15 protein-coding genes and 1 tRNA gene are annotated in these 20,866 nt (G+C 58.8%); 8 read left to right on the forward strand and 8 right to left on the reverse strand.

The window, feature by feature from the left end:
* Positions 1-6 precede the first annotated feature (6 nt).
* The 4 genes from FHR98_RS00550 to FHR98_RS00565 form a co-directional block, all read right to left on the reverse strand.
* Complete coding sequence (locus tag FHR98_RS00550) at positions 7-657, reverse strand: GNAT family N-acetyltransferase (protein WP_183414661.1); 651 nt, start codon at positions 655-657, stop codon at positions 7-9.
* A 79-nt stretch (positions 658-736) separates the two neighbouring features.
* Entirely contained in the window at positions 737-1,150 is a 414-nt protein-coding gene (locus FHR98_RS00555; RefSeq protein WP_183414662.1) for a hypothetical protein, read from the reverse strand.
* Positions 1,151-1,189: 39 nt separating this feature from the next.
* The gene (locus tag FHR98_RS00560; RefSeq protein ID WP_183414663.1) at positions 1,190-1,699 is read right to left on the reverse strand and encodes an invasion associated locus B family protein; all 510 of its coding nucleotides are present in this window, start codon (positions 1,697-1,699) and stop codon (positions 1,190-1,192) included.
* A gap of 153 nt (positions 1,700-1,852) precedes the next feature.
* Complete coding sequence (locus FHR98_RS00565) at positions 1,853-9,052, reverse strand: autotransporter outer membrane beta-barrel domain-containing protein (protein WP_183414664.1); 7,200 nt, start codon at positions 9,050-9,052, stop codon at positions 1,853-1,855.
* A gap of 446 nt (positions 9,053-9,498) precedes the next feature.
* Here FHR98_RS00565 and FHR98_RS00570 point away from each other — a divergent pair, with 446 nt between their 5' ends.
* Entirely contained in the window at positions 9,499-11,181 is a 1,683-nt protein-coding gene (locus FHR98_RS00570) for an ATP-grasp domain-containing protein (RefSeq protein ID WP_183414665.1), read from the forward strand.
* 32 nt (positions 11,182-11,213) lie between these two features.
* On the opposite strand, the gene FHR98_RS00575 is transcribed toward FHR98_RS00570, so the two are convergent.
* Both FHR98_RS00575 and FHR98_RS00580 read right to left on the reverse strand, forming a co-directional pair.
* Positions 11,214-12,197, reverse strand: a complete 984-nt coding sequence (locus tag FHR98_RS00575; protein WP_183414666.1) for a TAXI family TRAP transporter solute-binding subunit — start codon at positions 12,195-12,197, stop codon at positions 11,214-11,216.
* Positions 12,198-12,262: 65 nt separating this feature from the next.
* Positions 12,263-14,083 (reverse strand): TRAP transporter permease, encoded by a 1,821-nt coding sequence (locus FHR98_RS00580; RefSeq protein WP_183414667.1) that lies wholly within the window; start codon positions 14,081-14,083, stop codon positions 12,263-12,265.
* Positions 14,084-14,260: 177 nt separating this feature from the next.
* Here FHR98_RS00580 and FHR98_RS00585 point away from each other — a divergent pair, with 177 nt between their 5' ends.
* Complete coding sequence (locus FHR98_RS00585; RefSeq protein WP_183414668.1) at positions 14,261-15,199, forward strand: TauD/TfdA dioxygenase family protein; 939 nt, start codon at positions 14,261-14,263, stop codon at positions 15,197-15,199.
* Here FHR98_RS00585 and FHR98_RS00590 read toward each other — a convergent pair.
* Together FHR98_RS00590 and FHR98_RS00595 are read right to left on the reverse strand one after the other, a co-directional pair.
* Positions 15,151-16,101, reverse strand: coding sequence for an aminotransferase class IV (locus FHR98_RS00590; RefSeq protein ID WP_183414669.1), 951 nt, complete (start codon positions 16,099-16,101; stop codon positions 15,151-15,153). The two genes, FHR98_RS00585 and FHR98_RS00590, sit on opposite strands and share 49 nt — an antisense overlap.
* Before the next feature lie 115 nt (positions 16,102-16,216).
* Positions 16,217-16,291: transfer RNA gene (locus FHR98_RS00595), tRNA-Gly, on the reverse strand.
* Positions 16,292-16,472: 181 nt separating this feature from the next.
* Here FHR98_RS00595 and FHR98_RS00600 point away from each other — a divergent pair.
* From FHR98_RS00600 to FHR98_RS00625, 6 genes are all read left to right on the forward strand, one after another.
* Positions 16,473-17,015, forward strand: coding sequence for a prolyl-tRNA synthetase associated domain-containing protein (locus FHR98_RS00600; RefSeq protein ID WP_183414670.1), 543 nt, complete (start codon positions 16,473-16,475; stop codon positions 17,013-17,015).
* Between the two features lie 89 nt (positions 17,016-17,104).
* Entirely contained in the window at positions 17,105-18,091 is a 987-nt protein-coding gene (gene trxA, locus FHR98_RS00605; protein ID WP_246377292.1) for a thioredoxin, read from the forward strand.
* Positions 18,092-18,116: 25 nt separating this feature from the next.
* The gene (locus FHR98_RS00610) at positions 18,117-18,800 is read left to right on the forward strand and encodes an LON peptidase substrate-binding domain-containing protein (protein WP_183414671.1); all 684 of its coding nucleotides are present in this window, start codon (positions 18,117-18,119) and stop codon (positions 18,798-18,800) included.
* Between the two features lie 38 nt (positions 18,801-18,838).
* Complete coding sequence (locus FHR98_RS00615) at positions 18,839-19,021, forward strand: Trm112 family protein (protein WP_183414672.1); 183 nt, start codon at positions 18,839-18,841, stop codon at positions 19,019-19,021.
* A gap of 5 nt (positions 19,022-19,026) precedes the next feature.
* The gene (locus FHR98_RS00620) at positions 19,027-19,422 is read left to right on the forward strand and encodes a gamma-butyrobetaine hydroxylase family protein (RefSeq protein WP_183414673.1); all 396 of its coding nucleotides are present in this window, start codon (positions 19,027-19,029) and stop codon (positions 19,420-19,422) included.
* Between the two features lie 137 nt (positions 19,423-19,559).
* The gene (locus FHR98_RS00625) at positions 19,560-20,861 is read left to right on the forward strand and encodes a M24 family metallopeptidase (RefSeq protein WP_183414674.1); all 1,302 of its coding nucleotides are present in this window, start codon (positions 19,560-19,562) and stop codon (positions 20,859-20,861) included.
* The last annotated feature ends 5 nt before the right edge of the window (positions 20,862-20,866 follow it).

Raw genomic sequence — 20,866 nt, forward strand, 5'->3', positions numbered from 1 at the left:
CAGGTGTCATGCCTTCTTCTTGCTAACACCGGAAGTTTTCCTCTGCGCCGCGCTCCCCTTCTTCTTTCGAGCTTCCCATTCTTCGGGAAACAACGCGAAATGGTAGACATCGGCCCGGCCGCCGCCAACAAAGGGGACGTCGCTCCGCTGCACGCCCTCGCAGGTAAAACCCATCGTCAGATAGTTGAAAATGGAGGGATAGTTGCGGCCGATCACGAGGCCTTTGAACTTCACCATCTTCATCCGTTTGAACGCCAACTCCACCAGGACCGCCCGAACTTCCGGGACCACGTTCTTACCCCAATAGCTGCGGTCCAGGACGACATTGGATTTGGCGATGGCTGATTCCTTGTTCGTCAACAAACTCATGAAGCCGATGAGTTCTTTGGACTCCTTGACGAAGATGCCGAAATGAAAGTTGTTCTTGTTGTCGAACCAGTGGATATGCTTGACCGCGCGCTCGTGCGTCCAACTCTGCGGCTTGCGGTTGTTGCCGAGCTGGGTTTCCTCGTCGTTCCACCAACTTACATAGCGCGCGTTGACATCGGCCGGTCGCATCGGCCGTACGATGAAGCGCTTTGTTTCAAACCGAAAGGGACGATCTGGAGAAGGCTGCGTGAACAGTTTGGTGTAGGTGTCTTCAGTCTTCTCATCCATCTGCTTATCTCGCTCTCAGTTGGGGGGCGGGTGCTCTACCGTTGCGTTTAGTGGACGACCGAAACGCCTGCTCCCGTAATCAAACCTTGACCCGCAGCGGGCGTGCCTTGCCGTTCTTTACCCTGCGGCCGATCAAGGGGTAATCAGGGTAACGTTCCTTCAGCGCCTTGCGCTGGGCCCGAACCACCTTGGCGCTCGCGGCCGCCACGCTGAACAAAAGAACTGTGTCCCCACCGTTGCATTCTGCAAAGGTTGGGGTTTTCTCCGCATTTGCCCAGGCTTCGGCGACCTCCATAGAGCAGAGGCCCCAGCCAAGAAATCCGACCACTTTCTGGTCTTCCAGGCTGATCAGGTAATGCTTACGTTCGATTTGCCCCAGAAGCGTTCCGATGAATTGCTGCGTCGGCTGAACCGAAAAAGGGCGGCGCGTGGCAAGAAACGATGCGGCTAGTCCCAGAGCGAATGCCGGTCTTGGAAACTGCATGTGCTGCATAGTTGGTCGATCTGCCTTTTCTCTAGTTTCTATGCCGGTTCATTGATGGGCGGTCATCATCTCGCGATGGGCGTTGGTAAAGCCGCTCAGGGACACCGTCATGGTAACGGTCTTCTCCTCCAGGCTCGTCAGAATGATCTCAGCATTCTCCGCCTTGCGAAAGGCCCTCACCAATTCCTCATCCAGAGGCGTCCCGCCGGCACAGCCGGTTTTTGTGCACACACGGTAAGCCACCACGCGTTCGAAATTGCCAGCACGGAGCATCATGCCCTTGGTCAGGTCAAATCCCAACGGCGTACCGACCCGCAGACGTTCGGGATCGGCCGTGATGGTAAGGACTTTCACCTTCTTGCCATTCTGTTCCATGTAACCCTGCTGAGACAATCGGCAAGAAACCGTTTCAGTCTTGACGCAGCGCAATATCCAATCGTTGAAACGGGAGGTCTCTACGGTTGCGTCGGCATTCTGCGCCTCGGCCTTAAAAGAAATGCCCCCCAACAGGATTGGAAGGGCAAGGATTGCAAATAGTCCGGCTAGGCGCGTGCGCATCGAGTGTCACCATTGCTGATATTGAATTGAGGGGTCGCTTGGTCGCTATGATCGGGGCCAGACAGACGGCCAGAGGAACGCGGAACGCGCGCGAGGCCAGAGACAGGAAACGCCGGGACTACGAAAGCCCCGGCGCCAATCCTGTAAATCCGGTTACCAAGTGATGCGGAAGCCACCGTTAACCGTATGCCGTCTGTTGTCCTCGTTAAAGTCACCATCATATCCGATGAAGGCGGTTGTGTTTTCGCCAATGGCCATGCTGAAGCCGGTGCCGACGGACAGATAGACGTCGTCCTGGTCGTCGCCGGTAATTGCAAAGCTGTTACCGAAGCCGACGAAACTTGCCGTGCCTTCCCGATCATCCAGAGGGATGGTGTGCGTCACACCGACCTTGAAGGAGGGAATAATCGTGGCTTGCTCGCCGCCGAGGCGGGTATCGATACCCTTCTCGAACTCGACGCCGATGGCGTTACGCAGCTCCTGATAGGTTTCGCTGTCGACATCCATGTTGAACTGGCCGAGGCCCGATTCAGTGTAGTCGTCAACGTAGGCCATCAAGTAGGTCGTCGATGCGGTGGGACGCACCAACAGACCGCCGCCCAGGTCATATTCCATGCCAACCCCGACACGGGCGTCGAAGGAAATACCGTAGGGATCGCCCTCGCCCTTGGTTGCCACGTTGTTGACCAGAACCATACGCTCCAGCGAGTAGTCGTTGTAGGCAATCGCTGTCGAGAAGTTCAAGAAGGCGTTGTTGTCCATGGTGTAGTCGGCATAGAAGCCAAGGTAGAAGGCGTCCATGTCGTCGGTCCCACCGACCACGTTCTTATCGGTTTCACTGTGGGTGAAGCCGAGCGCGCCGCCGATCACCAAGTCCTTCGACACGAAGGTGCTCGCACCAGCCGCGACGCCGCCGATTTTGTAGTCGTAGCCGAAGATACCGTCGCGGGTATCCCGGTCACCGAAGCGGCCCAGCGGGCGCAACCAGAAGTCGCCTTCACCTTCTTCCGCCACCACGACCCGCGATGGAGAGAGTCCCAGTGAGGCCGTCTGGTTGGCCGTCAAGGCTGCCGATTGGCTGCTGCCACCGCGGCGATTTGAGTTGGTCTCGCTACCCAATGCCTGGATGAAGAGGTCGGAGGCTTCAAACGTGGTCGGAATGTAGGCCTGGGCGACACCGTTCGGCGTACTGGCGAAGGACACAAAGCCGAAGTCGTCTTCCTGACCCGGAATGACCTGGGCGAACTGTGCGCCCGTGACCGTCCCGTTGAAGACAATCGGGTTCACACCGCTGTCGACGATGACGATCGGGGTGCCCATGGTGTCAACCGCAACGTCCACGCCGCTCAGGTTGATGAACTTGACCGTGCCGTTGATCTCAGCGGAGCCGGTCACGACCAGCAGGTCGCTTTCCACACCCTCCTGTCCCGGCGCGATGGCGCTGGTGAATTCGATCTCAAGGACACCGTCGCTGTTCTGGAGGAAATCGCCGTCGTTGGTCAGGGTGCCGATGGAGTTACCCGGCGCAACCGTGCCGCTGTTCTCCAGGAAGCCCATCACTGTACCGATGCCGCCAAGGGTCGCCCCATGGTGGACAATGGTATCCGGCGCGGTCAGCGTGCCATTGACGAAGAGCGTACCGCTCTCGACCGTGGCGCCCACCGTCAGGTTCTGGTTGGTACCGGCCTGCAGTTCCCAGACATCGCCAACCATGCGGAGGACTTCGAACTCATCGGAGTCCGCACCCAGGCTGCCCATGCCGGACAGGAAGAGCGCATCACCCAGCGCCGAGTCATCCAGCGCACGGATATCGATGTCGCCTGGCAGGGTATCCTGATCGCCACCCAGCATGATGCCGGTAACACTTGTGCCGGTTCCCAGCCATACAACGTCATCGCCGCCCATCATGTTGAGCGAAGCCGTGCTGCCGGAAAGCGTGCCGTAGTTGTTGACCCGGTCCCCATTATCACTGCCGACAACCGCCGTGGACACGGCTGAGTACACTGTGCCCTGGTTATTGAGCGTGTTGCAGGTGGCGTTGTAACTGGTGTCGCAGTCTGCGCCTGGCACCCCGTTCCCGTAGGTGCTTCCGAAGAAGACACCATAGGAACCTGCACCGTAGGCCAGGATCACGCTGCTACTGTCGAGATTGACCGTCACGGTGCCGAGATAGGCGGAGTAGGAACCACTGTATCCACCCGCGTTGGCATTATTTTGCGTATGAACACCATGGCCACCGGCGTAACTGGTCCTGACCGTGCTGCCAATCAGCGAAACCGTCACCGTGCCACCCTGGGCCAAGGTGTAAACGCCCTTGGCCGGCGCAATACCGTCACCATAAGCATAGGCCGAGGCATTGGCGTAAACTGCCGTGTATTTGGTGTCTACGAAACTGTTGGTCAGATCAATCGTGATCGTCCCGCCCATGGCTTCTGCCACGCCGCCACTCTTACTGGCGAAGGCGCTGGCAAAGGCTGTTGTATCGATACCGGTGTAACCATAAACCCCGGAGTCCGTGACCCCGAGCGAGATGGTGCCGCCTTCCGCCACGCCGCCACTCTTGCCGTCGGCATAGGCATCGGCATTCGCGCCGATGGCCGCGCCATAGTAGCCGCCCTTGGCAACCGAGCCGTTTGCCAGGCTGATGGTTGCCGTGCCGCCTTGTGCGAAGGCTGTGTGGCCATAATAACCTTTGTTCTTGGCATAAGCGCTGACGTCGGCATAGATACCGCCGCCATCCTTCGCAATAGCCGCCGATTGATCAAGGCTGATATCGACTGTGCCGGCGATGGCGATGGCATCGGCTGGCGCCGACTCATCCCCGCCAGGCAAGGTGACCTTGTTCGCCAAATTGAAGTACGGATAATAATAGTTACTGCCGCTGACGGCATTCGCACTGGCGTCGGCCTCGATGGCGTTAACCCCGAAGTACCCACCCTTCTTGGAGTAGGCAACGGATTTACTGTTCATCGTCAGCGCAATCGTGCCGCCCTGAGCGTGTGCATAGTTTTCACCAAATGCATCCGCGTCGGCTTCCAGGTCGATGCCATCGTATTTACCGAAGACATAGGTACCCTGCAGATCGGCGGTAACGGTGCCGCCGACCGCTTCCGAGAAGGCTGGGACTGCGCCATAGGACTTGCTCCCAGCGTCGGCATCGGCTTCTAGATCCAACGCATCATTATAACCGACGATAAACGAATTCGTTGCCGACAGGGTTACCGTGCCGCCCTTGGCAACAGCATACTCGTTCGCACCGCCGTAATAGTAAGATGCGTCGGCGCGCGCCTCGGCCTCGGCATCGATACCGTCGCCGTACTTGCTAAAGACAAAGGTATTGTTCAGATCGATACCGACTGTGCCGCCCTGCGCATAGGACAGGCTGGGAAGCTTGCCGCTGGGATAGGCGCCATTGGCGTATGCGTCGGCGTTGGCATGAAGCTCAATGGCATCGTTGTACTTGCCGCCAATCTTCGAATCCGCCGCCGACAGGGTGATGGTGCCACCCGTCGCAATGGCGTAACCGGCCTTGGCATAGGCATGGGCTTCAATCTCGATGCCGCCTTCGTAGCCATAAACAAGTGATTTGTTGGCCAGGGTAAGGTCTACCGTGGCACCCGTCGCATAGGCGTTCTTGCCTGACGCGGTCACGTCACCAAAGAAGGCAACGCCGTCATTGTACTTGCCCTTAACCGCGCTCATGTCCATTGAGAAATTGAAGGTTGCACCGATTGCCGTCGCGACGGTTCCGTCAGCCTCCGTCTCGAAAGACAGGTCGATGCCGTCGTTATAGCCCTTAACCTTCGACTCGTTTACCAGGGAAATATCGACCGTCGCACCCAAGGCATAACTACCATTCGCCTCGGTCTTCCCCTTCATACTAATGCCATCACCGTAGTACGAGTAAATGCCGCTATCGTCCAAAGCAAGCGTCACCGTCGCGCCATAGGCATAGGAGTTCTTACCATCTGCATCCGCGCCGACTTGCGCGTAGATACCGTCGTCGTAAGCGCCAATGAAAGAGTTAGTTAGCGAGATATCAACCGTCGGACCCGTCGCTGTCGAATATTCCGCTTTCTTGGAGTCTGCGTCGGCATCTATGTTGATGCCATCCCCATAGATGGCATAGATGGAGCTTGCGTCCATGGAGAGCGTGATGTTGGCACCCGTCGCCTCGGCAACATCGTCGCCTTCCCCATCCGCGTCTGCATCGAAGTCCAACTCTATGCCGTCGTACTTGGCTTTTATGTATGAGCCGTTGGTCAAGGACACGTTGACAGTAGCGCCGGTCGCGTAGGCATAACTGCCGTCCGCATCGGCGTCGGATTCCAATTGCAGACCGTCTCCGTTGTAAGCGTAGATCGTGGAATCATCCATCGACAGGGTGATTGTGGCGCCCGTCGCCGAGGCTGTCTGGCTGGCGCCGTACTCGTGGCTCGCTTCAACATCCGCATCAATCTCGACACCCTCATATTGCGCGCCGATAAAGGTGCCGTTGGTCAGCGAAATGTCGAAAGTACCACCCGTTGCCATGGCGTACTTGCCATAGGCATCGGTATCACCCTCGATATCGAATCCGTCGGCATATTTAGAATAAATGCTGCTGCCACTAACCGCGATGGTGACCGTCTGCCCATTGGCCTCGGCCGAGCCGTATTCCGACTTCGCCGTCACATCGAAGTCGGCAAAGACGCCTTCATAATAGGCGTCGATCTTGGAGTTGGTTAGAGTGATATCGAGCATCCCACCCGTTGCGTAGGCGTTGCCGATAGACCCTTTCTTACTGGAATCAGCGAAGGCATAGGCTTGGGCCTTTAGCTCAAGGCCGTCGCCGTACTTGCTGTATACGGCGCTGTCAGCCATGGAAAGGGTGACCGAAGCGCCCATGGCATTGGCATAGACAAAGCCATCAGCAGCAGCATCGAAGTCGACCGCGATCCCGTCATACTGCGCATAGACTGCAGATTTATTCGCCAGGGAGATGTCCACGGTACCGCCGGTCGCGTAGGCGTCGAAGCTCTTTACAGCACTCGCCGCGCCTTTGATCGAAACTCCCGCGCCGCCGCCTCCGTAAATTGATGAATCATCCATGGTCAGAGTGAAGCTGCCGCCATTGGCGGTTGAGTATTTGCCCTGCGATTTGGCCGTTATATCGCCAGTAATCCCGCTGCTGTAATAGCTGCCGATGAAAGAACCCTCGGTCAGAGTTACCGTCAGATTTCCACCCAGGCCGTTAGCATATTTTCCTTTTGCATAGCCGTAGGCCTTCGTCTCAAGTCCTTTGCCATAAATCGAGTAGAGGCTGGATCCGCCCGAAAGGTTTACCGTGATGTCGCCGCCCTGTGCGGTTGCGGTGCCAAAGAATCCGTAAGCGTAAGCAGCTCGCTCCAGGTACGCAGCGCTACCGAACACCGAATAGACAGAGGTCCCGTCCGCCAGATTCAGCGTAGCGCTGCCGCCGTTGGCATAGGCGACCGGCCCGTAACTACCAAAGATTGGCGCGCGAGAACTGATCCCGCCGCCCTTAAAATCAACCTTCGCTACAGCCGACGGTCCGTACTTGCCGCCGATCGAGATGCCGTTGCCGTAATACCCTTCAACGTCCGCGCCACTCAGCGAGATCGTCACGTCCGAAGCTACTGCCGTAGCACTGGAGTATTCTGTGCTGCTTGACCCACCGCCCGGTTCCTCGCGGGCAACCAACACGCCGCCGATAACGTTGACGGCGTAAGCGGAGTCTTGGACCGCGATGCCCGACTGCGATCCGTAAACAGCGCTATTAGTCAGTGAAACATCGATGGTGCCGCCGGCCGCGCTCGCGCTGGTGTAGAGGCCGTAATAGGCATACCCCTTGCTGATCGCGTAATTCTTCGAATAAACGGAAATTCCATTGCCGTTATACCCGGTAGCCGTCGATTCGTTGGTGAGCGAGACCGATATATCGCCGCCCTGGGCGCTTGCATCGGCGTAGTAACCCAGCGCAAGCCCTTTGGAGGCTGCCACGATGCCGTCATAGGCCCCCTTCACCTGGCTGCCGTCCAGCCCGATGGTTATGTTGCCGGTCGTGGCGTCGGCGTCGCTGCCGGAGGTGCCGTAATACTTGTCGACAATTCCGCCGCCCAAACTAAAAGCGAAGGCGCCACTGACTGCCCCGATTCCGACTCCGTCCGCACCGCTTGCGTATGAATTGCTGAGATCGATCGAAATGTCCGTTCCGATTGCGGTCGCGCCGCCACCCTTGGAAAAGGCTGTCGCGCCACCCTTGCCATATTTGCCGGCGATGATTCCACTGTCGAGCCCGTCAACCGAACTGCCGTTGGCAAGTGTGATGTCGATCGTACCGCCGTCCGCCATCGCATCGTTGCCAACGCCACCAGCCTTAGCGTAGGCGATGCTTTGCGCCGCAATACCATTATCCTCGGCACTGACGCTGCTCGCATCCAATCCGATCGAGATCATCCCGCCGTAACTGCCGGCGTAATTGTCGTCGTACTCACCGTACTTGGTTTTGGCCACACCGCCTGTGGTGACGAGGATGCCCGTTCCGCCGCCATTCTTGCCGGCGCCATAGAATTTGGTGTTGATGCTGCTGTTCTGGCTCAACTCGACACTGACCGTGCCGCCGTTAGCCGATGCGTCGTACAGACCCTTGGCATAGCCGATGCTCTTTAGGTTCAGGCCATTGCCGTAGCTATTGAGTTTGGTTTCAGAAAAATCGACGGTGATATCGCCTGCGGTTGCTTCGGTGGTGCTGCCCACACCAAAACCGATGTACACACCGGTATCGACTTTCACGGCGTCTGCCGTGCTGTAGCCGCCAGGATAGTAATTGTTCGAGAGGTTCGACTTGCTGGCGCTCAGGGTGAAGGAGTCGCCCGTGTAGCTGCCCTTGGTGTATCCGACCCCGGCGCCGAGCTGAACATCCAGCACGTTGCCGTATTGTGCGGTTGCGCTGGCGTCGTTCAGGGTGACGGTCGAGGAGCCGCTGTACGCGATGTCGCCGTCGCTGAAGCGGATGGCGTCATAGCTGCCCAGGCCATTCACTGAGCTACTGCTGTTGAGGGTCACATTGCTGGAGCCATTCAGGTCGATGCCGTCGTCCGCAGGTGCATCAATGGAGGCGCTGGGGGAAAGCACCACCGTGATGTTGCGCTCGTCGTCCGCCGCATAGACACCCGTCACATCCGCATCAATGCAGGTGACGGTCTGACCCTCTGTCGGGAGGCTGATGTCACAGGCCGCAGAAGCCGGGTTTACCTGGGCTGTCCAGAGCGCCAACGCACCGGCGGTTACACCGACCAGCGCAGTTGAAGACAGCAAATACCCGGATAAAAATTGCGACCGTGCGGACATGACAAACTCCCCCTCAATAAAATGGCTGCGTCCTGCTTAATGAAAATTTACATTCAGAGCAACCACTTGCTTGCCAATTTTGACCGCTTTATGGAATTAAATTCTGTATCGATTGATCTATCCGAAGCGTTGTTTCAATTTTGCCCCGGATTCGTTGTAAAACATGCGCAAAGCCCTATGTTTGAATTTCTAAGTCAATGTTGCGGTGTTATTCAGGGCAACTTAATGGTTTTATTGTAAATTCTGCCTTACTTTCGTGCCTGTACTTCATGCAACTAGCCCGGATTCTGTGCTTATAAAACCGATAACCTTGCCGAGGAATTTTATTGGCTCTAACTAGAGGTGATGCTGGAGTGTCGTCAGGCTTTGGCCCAACCAAAGGTCTAGGCTTTAATGCGGCGTGGTTTTGCGGCGTTAACGATGACGACAAAGAGGGAGCGTCGGGTATGGGGGATAAGCAAGTTCTGGGGTTACCTGTCCAGAACATCGAGAAGTTCGCGGCCGCTAAGGGACTGGTGGCCGCGCGTAAAGCCCTTTCCGAGAAGTTGAATGAAGCCAATCTTACCGCCGATAGGCGGTTGGCCTTACTCCGCAAGCTGTTTCAATCGGCTCAGGACCTGGGTTGCTCGCACACAACCGTGTTGATCGGCAGAATCCTCCTTGCCGCCAAGCGCGATGAGGCGAGCATTTATCGCGCAATCGGCATCGCCCATCTCAAGCTCGGCCACAACAAGCGGGCGGTTGCGGCCCTGGGGGCCGCTTATCAGCACGGTCGCCTGCCGGACGTTCTGGTGGAGTTCGGCGCCGCCCTGAAAGCTATTGGTGGAAGCTCGTGGCCGGTTGAACAGATAGACAACGCGCTTGGGTTGAAACCAGGCGTCTGGCCACGTGCCATGGCGCTTCCTTTAACCTTAACCTACCTCGGTCGCGGCCAAGAAGCGGTCGACCATGTGGCAACCGCGACCAAGGCGGGCTGCGCGTGGCCGCAGTTCGATGCGGCTGCCGCATGGGTTCTCGCCAAGCACCGCCTCCCCAAAGGCGTTGAGCACCTTGAAAAACTGATGGATCAACATCCCCTCTGGCCCTTGAAGCGCACAAGACCAAGGATGACCCAAGCACTGGTGATGGCAAATCGGCCGCGCCAGAGTGTGCACGTCGGCAAGCAGTATACGATCCAGCAGATCTTTGGCGGCGCGAATTTCGCGGCTCTTGTTCCGGGCAGAAAGCTGGCGATCAACTACGGTCTGATCGAATCGCTCCACGACAAACCCGACCTGCTCCGTGATAGAAAAATAGAAGTCGTTCTGGGCAACGCCATGGCGGAAGTGGATGAAGATATCGCCCGCCAGGCAAAAGAGCTTTGCGATCAGGTCGGCATTCCTTTGGTCAATGCCCCGGCATCGGTTCGCAACCTGCGCCGGGACGCCAACTACCGGCGCCTGAAGGACCGCAGCGATCTGTTGTTTCCAAAAACATTACGTTATAACATTGCTGATGCTGATTTAAAGGCCTTGAAGACGAAAATCCTATCGGACTTCGCTTTCCCGCTGCTCGTTCGCCCCACCACATCGCAGTATGGCGGCGGCATGCACCTATGCGAGGGTAACGAGGCGCTGGACCAGGCCCTTGCAACGCTGGCAAAGCGCAGGATCTCACCGGAGATTTTCGCGATCGAGTTCCACAATGCCCAGAGGAACGAAAAGGGGCACTACAAGGTATACCGTTGCGCCTGGATCGATGGGGAGCTGCTTCCGGTCAACTGCTTCTTCAACAGCCATTGGAACACTCACGGCGAGAATGATCAGCAACGCTCGAGCCAGCTACGCGCCAGCACCTTGATCAACGATCCGGCATTCCATGCGGAGGAAGCCGCCTTCATGGCCGATGTCCGCGGCTATCTGGGCCAGGCAAATAGCGATGCGCTGATGGCCGCCTGCGAGGGTGTCGGCGTCGATATCTGCGGTATTGACTTCGGCTTGACCGAGGACGGACGCCCGTTGATCTTCGAGATCAATCCCAACATGCTGCTCTGGTGGTACCGGGTCGGGTTTCCGCACTTCTGGCCCGCAGCAGACCGCACAATCGAAGCGATTGAGGGTCTGCTGCTCCGACGAGCTGCGCGCGCCTGATAGCCGGCACCCGCCTGCCGGTGTTGTAGCCGTTACATCAAACCCGCTTCCTTGAAAGCCGCAATGCTGCCTGGGTGAAAGGGGATGGAACGCTGCCGCAGCAACATCGGCCGGTCCAGTCCCAGCATCGCCTTATGCACATCCCGCAGGGAATCAATATGTTCGATCAAGGCCGCCGTGATCGCCTTGGCCGTCACGTCATCCATTGAGGCATCCGCGGCGATCATCGCAGCCAGCGCCAAGGTCGGCGTATCCTTGTCCAACCAGTCATAGGCACTGGCCGGGATGGTTACCGATCCGATCCCCATCTTTTCGCCGACGGAGCCGATCACCGAGGCGGAGGGCGCCAGCAGGATAAGCTCACGCGCGCTGGCAACCTCCAGAATGGAAGAGTGCCCAACAAAGGGCGCATTCATGGCCATGTCCGCCTGACCATTGCGCAGAAGCTCGGCCGATTCACGGGACCCGGCAATCATAACCCGCCCGCCCCAAGATTCGATGTCTTCCGGCGCAATGCCATAGGCCTGCAAGACGTTGACGGCCAGATCGTGTGTAATGTTGCCCGGTTTGTTGAGCACCAGGCGCAACGGCGGGCGTTTGGCCTTCAAGTCCTCAAAAGAGGTGATCCCGTGTTCTTCCGCGAAAGCCTTCACGAGAATCGGTTGCAACGCCGAAAAATCATAGAGTACCGCCAAGGCGCGCAGGTGCTCCGAGGGCTTACTGAACGGGGCCGCTCCTTCAACCGCCTTTCGCGCCTCCGCGTCATGCAGAATTGCGATGTCCACCTTCTCATCCGCCAGCAATGAAACATTCGCATAGCCGCCGCCGGAAGTCTGGTAGGTCACCGTCGAACCCGGATATGCGGTTTTCATGGCGTTGTCGACGCCGACACCGATCAAGGACCAAAGCCCCCCCGCACTGGCGCCCGCCAAGACAAGGTTGTAGCTGACAGCCGCACTCCCGAGTGCCGGGATCATGGCTACCAAAGCTGCCATTATGAAAACCCTACGTCTCATCTACTCTCTCCCCTCCAAAAACCGCTCCAGTCCCCTCACGGAGACCCCCATTGTGAAAAATGGCATTACAGGACAAGAAGCAGCAACCCTGCCGCAATAAAGCAACAGGCCTGTTGCCATCGCAGCAAAGGCTTGGCCGCATAGCCCTCCACGGCCATCGCCAGCAATCCGACTACGCACAGACTGATCGTCACCGCGACCAGACTGTCCTGTAGGGTTGTCCGAAGCAACAAGCCGGGCAGTAACACGAACAAGAACGGGATCACGTAAGCCGAGATAGCCAGACGAACGGCGCCGCCAGCTATGCCGAATGGCCGCACACCGGCAATCGAGGCAGCGGCAAACGCGGCAACCGCGATGGGCGGCGTCATGGCCGACATGACCGCGAAGTATAGCAAGAAGAGGTGCCCGGCCAGCTCGCCGATCGCCAGCTGCGCAAGCACGGGACCCGCGACCGCGGCGGCCAGAAGATAGGCGCTGGGAACCGGCATACCCATGCCCAGTAACAAGGTGATGACGGCGCTGGCAGCCAGCGCGATCAGAAGTGAGTCGCCGTGAAACTGTAAGACCATGCCCGATAATTTGGCTGCGAGGCCGGTAATGGTCAGTCCACCAACAATCAGGCCGGCCGCCGCGCAGGCACCCGCCACTGGCGCGGCGCGGCGCACCGCCTCACCCGGAATTTCAGCAAGAACCCGCAACCAGGACGACCATCCCACCATGCGAATTCCCACGAGTAGCAAAATTACCGACGCTCCTGCGCCCGCCAAAGCAGGGGTGTAACCTGAAAGCAGCAGCCAGGTAATGGCTAGCATTGGGAATAGTAGGGGCCAGCCGCGACGCAGGGTGCCGACCAAACCCGGCAGCTCATCCGGTGACAACCGGGGCAGATCGAGTTTGATCGCGCGCAGATGGAGTTGAAAATAAACCGCGCCATAGTAGAGAAGCGCGGGGACAGCCGCCGCCACTACGATCTCGACGTACGAGATGCCCGTGATCTCGGCCATCAGAAACGCCGCCGATCCCATCACCGGCGGAAGCAAGCCGCCGCCGGTGGAGCCAGCCACCTCCACCGCGCCGGCCAGCCTTGCGGGATAGCCTCGACGCATCATCTCCGGGATCGTGATCGAGCCGGTGGTCACCACATCCGATGTGGGGCTTCCCGATACCGTGCCGAACAACCCGGAGGCTATGACCGAAACCTTGGCCAACCCTCCCTTTCCGCGACCGGCGACCATGGCGGCAAGATCGCAAAAAAACTCGCCACCGCGCGCCCGGCTGAAAAGCAGGCCGAAAAAAATCAGCGCAAAGACGTAACTGGTAGCCACCCGCAGGGGCGCACCGAAGAGTCCATCGGTTGTGAAGACCGTAAGGTCCAACCAATCGCTGTAGGAAATAACGCCGTGATTGAACGGCGGCGCCAGATGATGCCCAAACACGTTGTAGAGGATCAGAACCAGGCAGAGCAGGACCAGAACCGGACCCACCGTGCGCCGGGTTACCTCAAGGGCCAACCCCACGACGAGACTGCCCGCCAGGACCTCGATCCGCGAGAGTGGATCCAACAAATTGATACGGTATATGAAGCTGTCGGCAGTCCCGGCAAAGTAGAGACCAACAAGCAAGCTGGAAGTCGCCAGTGACCAATCCAGGGCGCTGGGTTGGTCCGGATCAGAACGGCTGGTTGCGCCGACGCTCAAAAACACCACGACCATGATTAGGGTGAAGAACACGATGGTCGCAACCAGAGGATCGCTTCGCGCCATTAGTACCGCATGAACAACCCAGGCGACCGTGGCCCAGCCCATCAGATGCACAACGACCGCCGGGAAGTTCCGCAATTGACGTTGGGGTCCCGGTTGGGGGAGCAGAAATTCAAGAATCATTGCCACCCCAACATACCTTCGGCCACCCCATCGCTTCGTTTGTTCCCGTGTTCGCTAAAGAACGTAACATTTTATCAAAATAAAAAAGAGTGTTATGGACCAAGAGGAAACCCGCCACTTTTAGATTGCTGCACCACAACGGTTGGTTCTCAGTTTGGGTCGGGCAAAGGAGCGGTTTTGACGGAAGCCTTGGGGAAGGGTTTGCTTGATGACGGCAAGGGTATGACGGGTTTGTCCCAGTCAGTTGGGCCGCTAGCACTACGCCGGCTGTCGCCGACGCTTGGACTGGAAATCACCGGGCAGGCGCTTAACGAGGCCGTCCGTTCCCTTTCGACAGAAACACTGAATGCCCTCCTTGCCGAGCATGGATTCCTTCTCTTCCCCGGCCAAACGCTTGACGAGGCGACACAAGCAGCTTTTGCCGCCTGCCTGGGAAAGGTTCGCAGCGAGGGTGCGACACCGCGCATTCGCTATGTCAGCAACCGCCCGGTTGACGATGCCGTCGCGATTCTACCGAAGGGTGCGATGGATTTGCATGTTGATCAGTGTTTCGCCGAGCACCCCAACAAGGCGACGCTACTTTATGGTTTGGAGATTCCTTCCAAGGGCGGCGCTACGCGGTTTGCCGATGCCGTTGCCGCCTATGCGGCATTACCGCGAGGGACTCAGGCGTTGTTATCGGGTCTTGATGTGCTTCAAGCTTATGGCGGCAGTGAAACGACCCGCACGGCGACTCTGGACGCCAATACCGCTACATGGCGTCATCCCAGCGTGATCAAACACCCTGTCAGCGGCCATGCGTTGCTGTTCGTCAACCGCTTGATGACCCGCACCTTGGTCGGTTTGCCGGAAGAAGAAAGCAATGCCTTATTGGCAGAGCTTTTTTCCCATTTGGAGCAACCGCGCTTTCGCTACGATCACCAATGGCGGCAAGGCGACCTTCTGGTGTGGGACAATCTGCGCCTACAGCACGGACGGGCCGAGTTCGAAACTTCCCAGTCACGCGTATTACGTCGTTTGACGATTGAAGGCGGCAAAGTCGAACGCTTCGTTCAGGTCCCTGGTGATCAGACCCCCGGTGAATTGACCGACGTCAGCCAACAACCCCAATCCTGAACGGCGCCGCGGCAAACGTCACCGTAGCGATCCGCCAGCAACCTCGTCACCGGACCCGGCGCGCCTGCCGAGAGTGGTTTTCCGTCAAGACTGCTGATGGGCTCGATACCCGCGCCGGTACTGCTGAAAAAAGCTTCGTCGGCCGTGCACAACGTCGCGACGTCGACCGGGCGCTCTTCGCAGGCTAAATTCAGGTCCCTCGCCGCGATGGACAGCAAGCTGTCGCGGGTGATGCCGTCAAGGATGTCGCTCTCCAGATCGGGCGTCACCAAACGACCTTCCCGGATCAGGAAGAGATTGGCGACCGGCCCTTCGGCGACATTGCCTGCCGCGTTCAACATCACCGCACCGTCGAAGCCAGACTCGCGGGCCGTGAGAAGAGCCAGGCGGCTATTATGATAGTTGGGAGCGCACTTGATAAGCGGCGGCATGACTTGGCGCGAGATACGGACCCAAGGGCTCAGGTGGCAGCGCCGCACCCGGGAACCGAGGTCGGGTTCGGGACGGCGGGCAGCGACGATGGCGATCGCTACCGGACTGTCATCAAGAAGGCGCCCATGCTCGCCGGACAAGAGGGCCGTGATCCGCAGATGGCAGTCCTCGTTTCCACCAAGCGCCTGGGCTGCCTCGACCAACCATCGCGACATCTGCGATTCCGGTGGCAATGGCGGAAAGCGCATCATCTCCGCCGAGCGAGCAAGGCGTTTCAGATGGTCACCAACCCGAAACAGCGCGATGCCCTCCGATCCGGCGGCCGTTTGTCGGTAGCCACGCAACGTCTCGAAGACCGACAGACCGAAGGCGACCGCCGGCGAGGAGATCGCAACAGAAGCGGCGCCCGGCTGCTCAATGCGACCGTTTAGGGAGACAACCGTCTGCTCCACTACGCCCTTCTCTTTCATGCGTCCCCTGCCTCCTGCCATCCAACTGCGACCCGACTCAACATAGCAAATCCGACTGAAAAGGCCGATGAGGAGGCATCAAAAAAGCCGCCCGGAGGCGGCTCATTTGGGAAACTGGAGCGGGCGATGAGATTTGAACTCACGACCCCAACCTTGGCAAGGTTGTGCTCTACCCCTGAGCTACGCCCGCGTATCAGTTTCGCGGTGGGGGAGATAAAACCTTTCAGGGGGTTTGGCAAGGGGTAAAATCCCTTTTTCAGGATCACGGTCGTTCATCTCAGCGGTCGCAGAGGCGTTTCCTCTTGAGAGGCAGCCGCCTGGAAGTTAGCTTCGCAACTCGCATGAACCTTCCCAGGAACGGCAGATATTCCATGAGCGAGATTGACGCAATACTTGAAGACGGCCATCCGCCGCTAACGCCCGAACAGTTGCTGGAGCGCTTGGCTGCCATGAACGTCGCGCAAACGACCGTCGAGCATGCCCCGGTATTCACCGTCGAGGAAGCCCAAGCGCTGCGCGGCAACCTGCCGGGCGCGCATATCAAAAATTTGTTCCTGCGCAATAAGAAAGGCGCGATGTGGCTGGTTACCTGCCTGGAAGATCGAACCATCGACCTGAAGGCCTTGGGCGAACGACTCCAAGCGGGTCGTTTTTCCTTCGGCAGCGCGGAACGCCTGATGCGGTTCCTCGGCGTGCGTCCCGGCGCCGTGACGCCGTTGGCGGTGATCAATGATCGAACCTCTGCCGTCACCATGGTCTTGGATCGAGCGGTTCTTGAAGGGGAAATTGTCAATGCGCACCCGCTGGTCAATCATATGACGACCGCGATAGCGCCGCAGGATTTGTTGCGGTTTCTGGAAGCCGTGGGGCACCCGCCCCAGCTCCTGGATTTTGAAGGGTCAGCGACGGAATAGACGAAAGCCAAGAGCGGGCCTGCTAAAGCCGGGCTTGCCATGGTTGATCGGAACGGCCATGTAACTTGGGAACGAAACGCGAGGCGTTGATGAACAGCACAACGCCCGGATCAGAAAGTCGGGAAAAGGGTATCGCCACAATGGAAGAGATTATCGGCAGCGCCGGTCCTGCGACCAATGGAACGGGTCCAGGCAATGTCATCAAGGACATCAGCGAAAAGGATTTCATGGCCGAAGTCATCGAAGCATCGATGCAGCGGCCAATCATCGTTGATTTCTGGGCCCCGTGGTGCGGTCCTTGCAAACAGCTAACCCCCGCGCTGGAGAAGCTGGTTACGCAAGCCGGTGGAAAGGTCATGCTTGCCAAGGTCAATGTCGATGAGAACCAGGGCATTGCCCAACAGCTCCGAGTCCAGTCGATCCCGACGGTCTATGCCTTCTACCAGGGCCGCCCCCTGGATGGATTCCAAGGCGCCCTGCCCGAAAGCCAGCTTCGCCAGTTCATCCAGCAGGTCCTCGAGGCCGCTGGCGGCGGGGATGACGAAAACTCCATCGAGGCGCTCCTTGAACAGGCCGACGAGTTGATGCGACAGGGCCAACCGGAAGCCGCCGCTTCACTCTACGCCCAGGTGCTGGAACAGGACGCGGAGAACGCCAAGGCGTTATCCGGTGTTATCCGCGCCTACATCGGCGCCGGCGAGATGGAGGCGGCTAGGGCGGTCTTCGACGAGCTCAGCGAAGCCTTGAAGTTGCAGAGCGATATTCAGGGCGCTTTGGCCGCGCTCGAACTTGCCGAGCAGGCCGACGGTGCCGCCGCCAATCTGGCTGATCTCCAGGCCAAGATCGCACAGGATGCGAACGATCATCAGGCGCGCTTCGATCTCGCCATGGCCCTGAACGCCACGGGTCAGCGTGAAGAAGCCGCGGACGCGCTGTTGGAAGTCATCCGGCGCCAACGCGCCTGGAACGACGAAGCAGCCCGCAAGCAGCTGGTGCAGTTCTTCGAGGCCTGGGGTCCGACCGACCCGGTGACCGTTCAGGCTCGTAAAAAACTGTCGTCCCTGCTTTTCTCGTGATCAACCGGCCCTATCTCTCATAGGTATGAGCGAAAATCCTTTCGATCCGACCTTCGACGAGTTGCCGGAAATTCTGCCGATCTTTCCGTTGACCGGGGTTCTGCTGTTGCCCCGCGCTGAATTGCCGCTGAACATCTTCGAGCCGCGCTACCTGGCCATGGTCGATCAGGCCTTGGCCGGTCGGCGCATGATCGGGATGATCCAGCCCAGTTTGGAAACAAAGGGACTGCAAATGGGATCGGCCCCCTGCTTTCCCTTGGGCTGCGTCGGTCGTATCGTGTCCTTCGCGGAAACAGAGGACGGCCGCTATCTCATAACCTTGAAGGGCATGCTCCGCTTCAAGGTCGGCGAGGAGTTGTCTTTGGAGAGGGGTTTCCGCCGCGTGCGGCCGGATTACTCCGAGTTCCGCGACGACCTTGAAAGGCCGGAAGTCCTGGAGGACTTTTTTGACCGGGATCGCTTGCTGACGGCCCTGCGCGCCTATTTTAGCGTCAAACGAATCCGAGCGGACTGGGAAGCCATCGAACAGGCGCCGGGCGAGCGTTTGATCACCTCGCTCGCCATGGCTTGTCCTTTCGAGGCATTGGAGAAGCAGGCGCTGCTGATGGCGCCCAACCTCTCGACACGGGCCGAGACCTTGATAAAACTATTGGAGCTGGATGCCTCCAGCGCCCAAGAGACGCAAGGCGGCGCCAAACCAAGGCATTGAGCGGGTCTGTTTCCGCGAAGAAGAAAGGCGGCAAGGTCATGACAAAGGTCGATCCAAAGCTTTTGGAGCTTCTGGTTTGCCCGGTAACCAAGGGTCCCCTCGACTACGACGCGGCAGCCAATGAACTGGTCAGCCGTCAGGCGGGGCTCGCTTATCCGATTCGCAACGGCATTCCCATCATGCTACCGGACGAAGCACGGTCGCTGGATAAGGAGACTTGAGCCTCATGAGCAACGACGCAGCGTCCAGCGACGGAACCTGGGAGAGCAACCACTGGCCGACGGAGATTTCCTACGCCAAGGCAACCAAACACCTGAAGATCACCTTCGATAACGGCGTGACGTTCGACTACCCGGCCGAATTGCTGCGCGTCGAAAGCCCATCGGCGGAGGTCCAGGGCCATGGCCCCTCGCAGAAGAAGACCGTCCCCGGCCGCCGCCACGTCGGCATCATGGCGATCGAGCCGGTCGGCAACTATGCGGTGCGTCTGCGCTTTGACGACCTGCACGACACCGGCATCTTTTCATGGAAGTACCTCTATGATCTTGGCGAGCGGCAAGACGAGATCTGGCAGGCCTACCTGGCCGACCTGGAGAAGAAGGGCCTCAGCCGCGACCCTTGATAACTTGATGCCACGATAAGTGACGCAACTGTCGAATTTGCGGTATGCGAGTCGGTTTCTAGCAAGACAGCGGCTTACATCCTGTCAGGCTTTCCCGGATATTGGTGGGAATAGCTATGGCAGGGAGAAAGATCGTCATGGCGCCAGATACGATCATACCGGCGGGTGCGGCCCGCAGTCTTTCATCTCGTAGCATCTCGACGCATCTGGCCGCCCGCACGGCGCCGCCAACCCTCAGCGACTGCGAAGGGCAGGTCGACATGAAGCGCCTGCGCGCCTATCGCCTCGACCGTTTGAGGGCTCAGCTTCGCGCCCACGACGTGGCGGGCATCGTGCTCTATGACCCGATCAACATCCGCTATGCCACCGGCAGCCGCAACATGGCGGTCTGGACCCTGCACAATGCGTCGCGCTACTGCTTCGTGCCCACCGAAGGCCCGATCGTGCTGTTCGAGTTCCACAACGGCGAGCATCTGTCGGAAGGCCTGGAAACCATCGCCGAAGTGCGGCCCGCCCAAGCTTGGTACTTCTTCGGCGCCGGCCCCCGCATGAACGAGAAGGCCGCCATCTGGGCCGCCGAGATTGCCGATCTGGTGAAGGCGACCGGCGGCGGCAACAGGCGTTTGGCGGCAGACCACTGCGACATCGCGGGGATCCGCGCGCTGGAAGTTCACGGCATCGAAATCTGTGACGGCCAGGCAATTTGCGAACTGGCGCGCTGCATCAAGTCAGCGGATGAGATTGCGTTGATGAACCATTCTATTTCGGTCTGCGAGGCCGGGATGGCAAAGATGCGCGAGGAACTCAAGCCCGGCATGACCGAGAACGAGCTTTGGGCACATCTGCATCACGTCAATATCGCGCGCGGCGGAGAGTGGATCGAGACCCGCCTTCTGGCCTCGGGAGGCCGGACCAACCCCTGGTTCCACGAGTGCTCCGACCGGATCATTCGCGCAGGTGAGCTGGTCGCTTTCGACACCGATTTGATCGGCCCCTTCGGTTACTGCTCCGACCTATCGCGCACCTACTACTGCGGCCACGGCAAGCCGAGCGGCGAACAGCAAGAGCTATACCGCCTGGCCCATGAACAGATTGAGACGAACATGCAGCTCATCCGGCCCGGTATTTCGTTTCGTGAACTAGCCGAGACCGCCTTCAAGCTGCCGGATCGTTATCTGCCAGGCCGCTACTCCGTAATCTTTCATGGCGTCGGCTTCTGTGACGAGTATCCGCACTGTGCCTATCTGGAGGATATCGACGCCCACGGTTACGACGGCGTCCTGGAGGCCGGCATGACCATCTGCGTGGAAAGCTACATCGGCGCTGAGGGCGGCAACGAGGGCGTAAAGCTGGAAGATCAGGTCCTGATAACGGCAAGCGGCGTCGAGCGTCTCTCCACCTTCCCGTATGAGGAAGCCTTGCTGGGCCGGGAGATTTAGCGCAA

The organism is Limibacillus halophilus (genome assembly GCF_014191775.1).
Taxonomy (GTDB): Bacteria; Pseudomonadota; Alphaproteobacteria; order Kiloniellales; family CECT-8803; genus Limibacillus; species Limibacillus halophilus.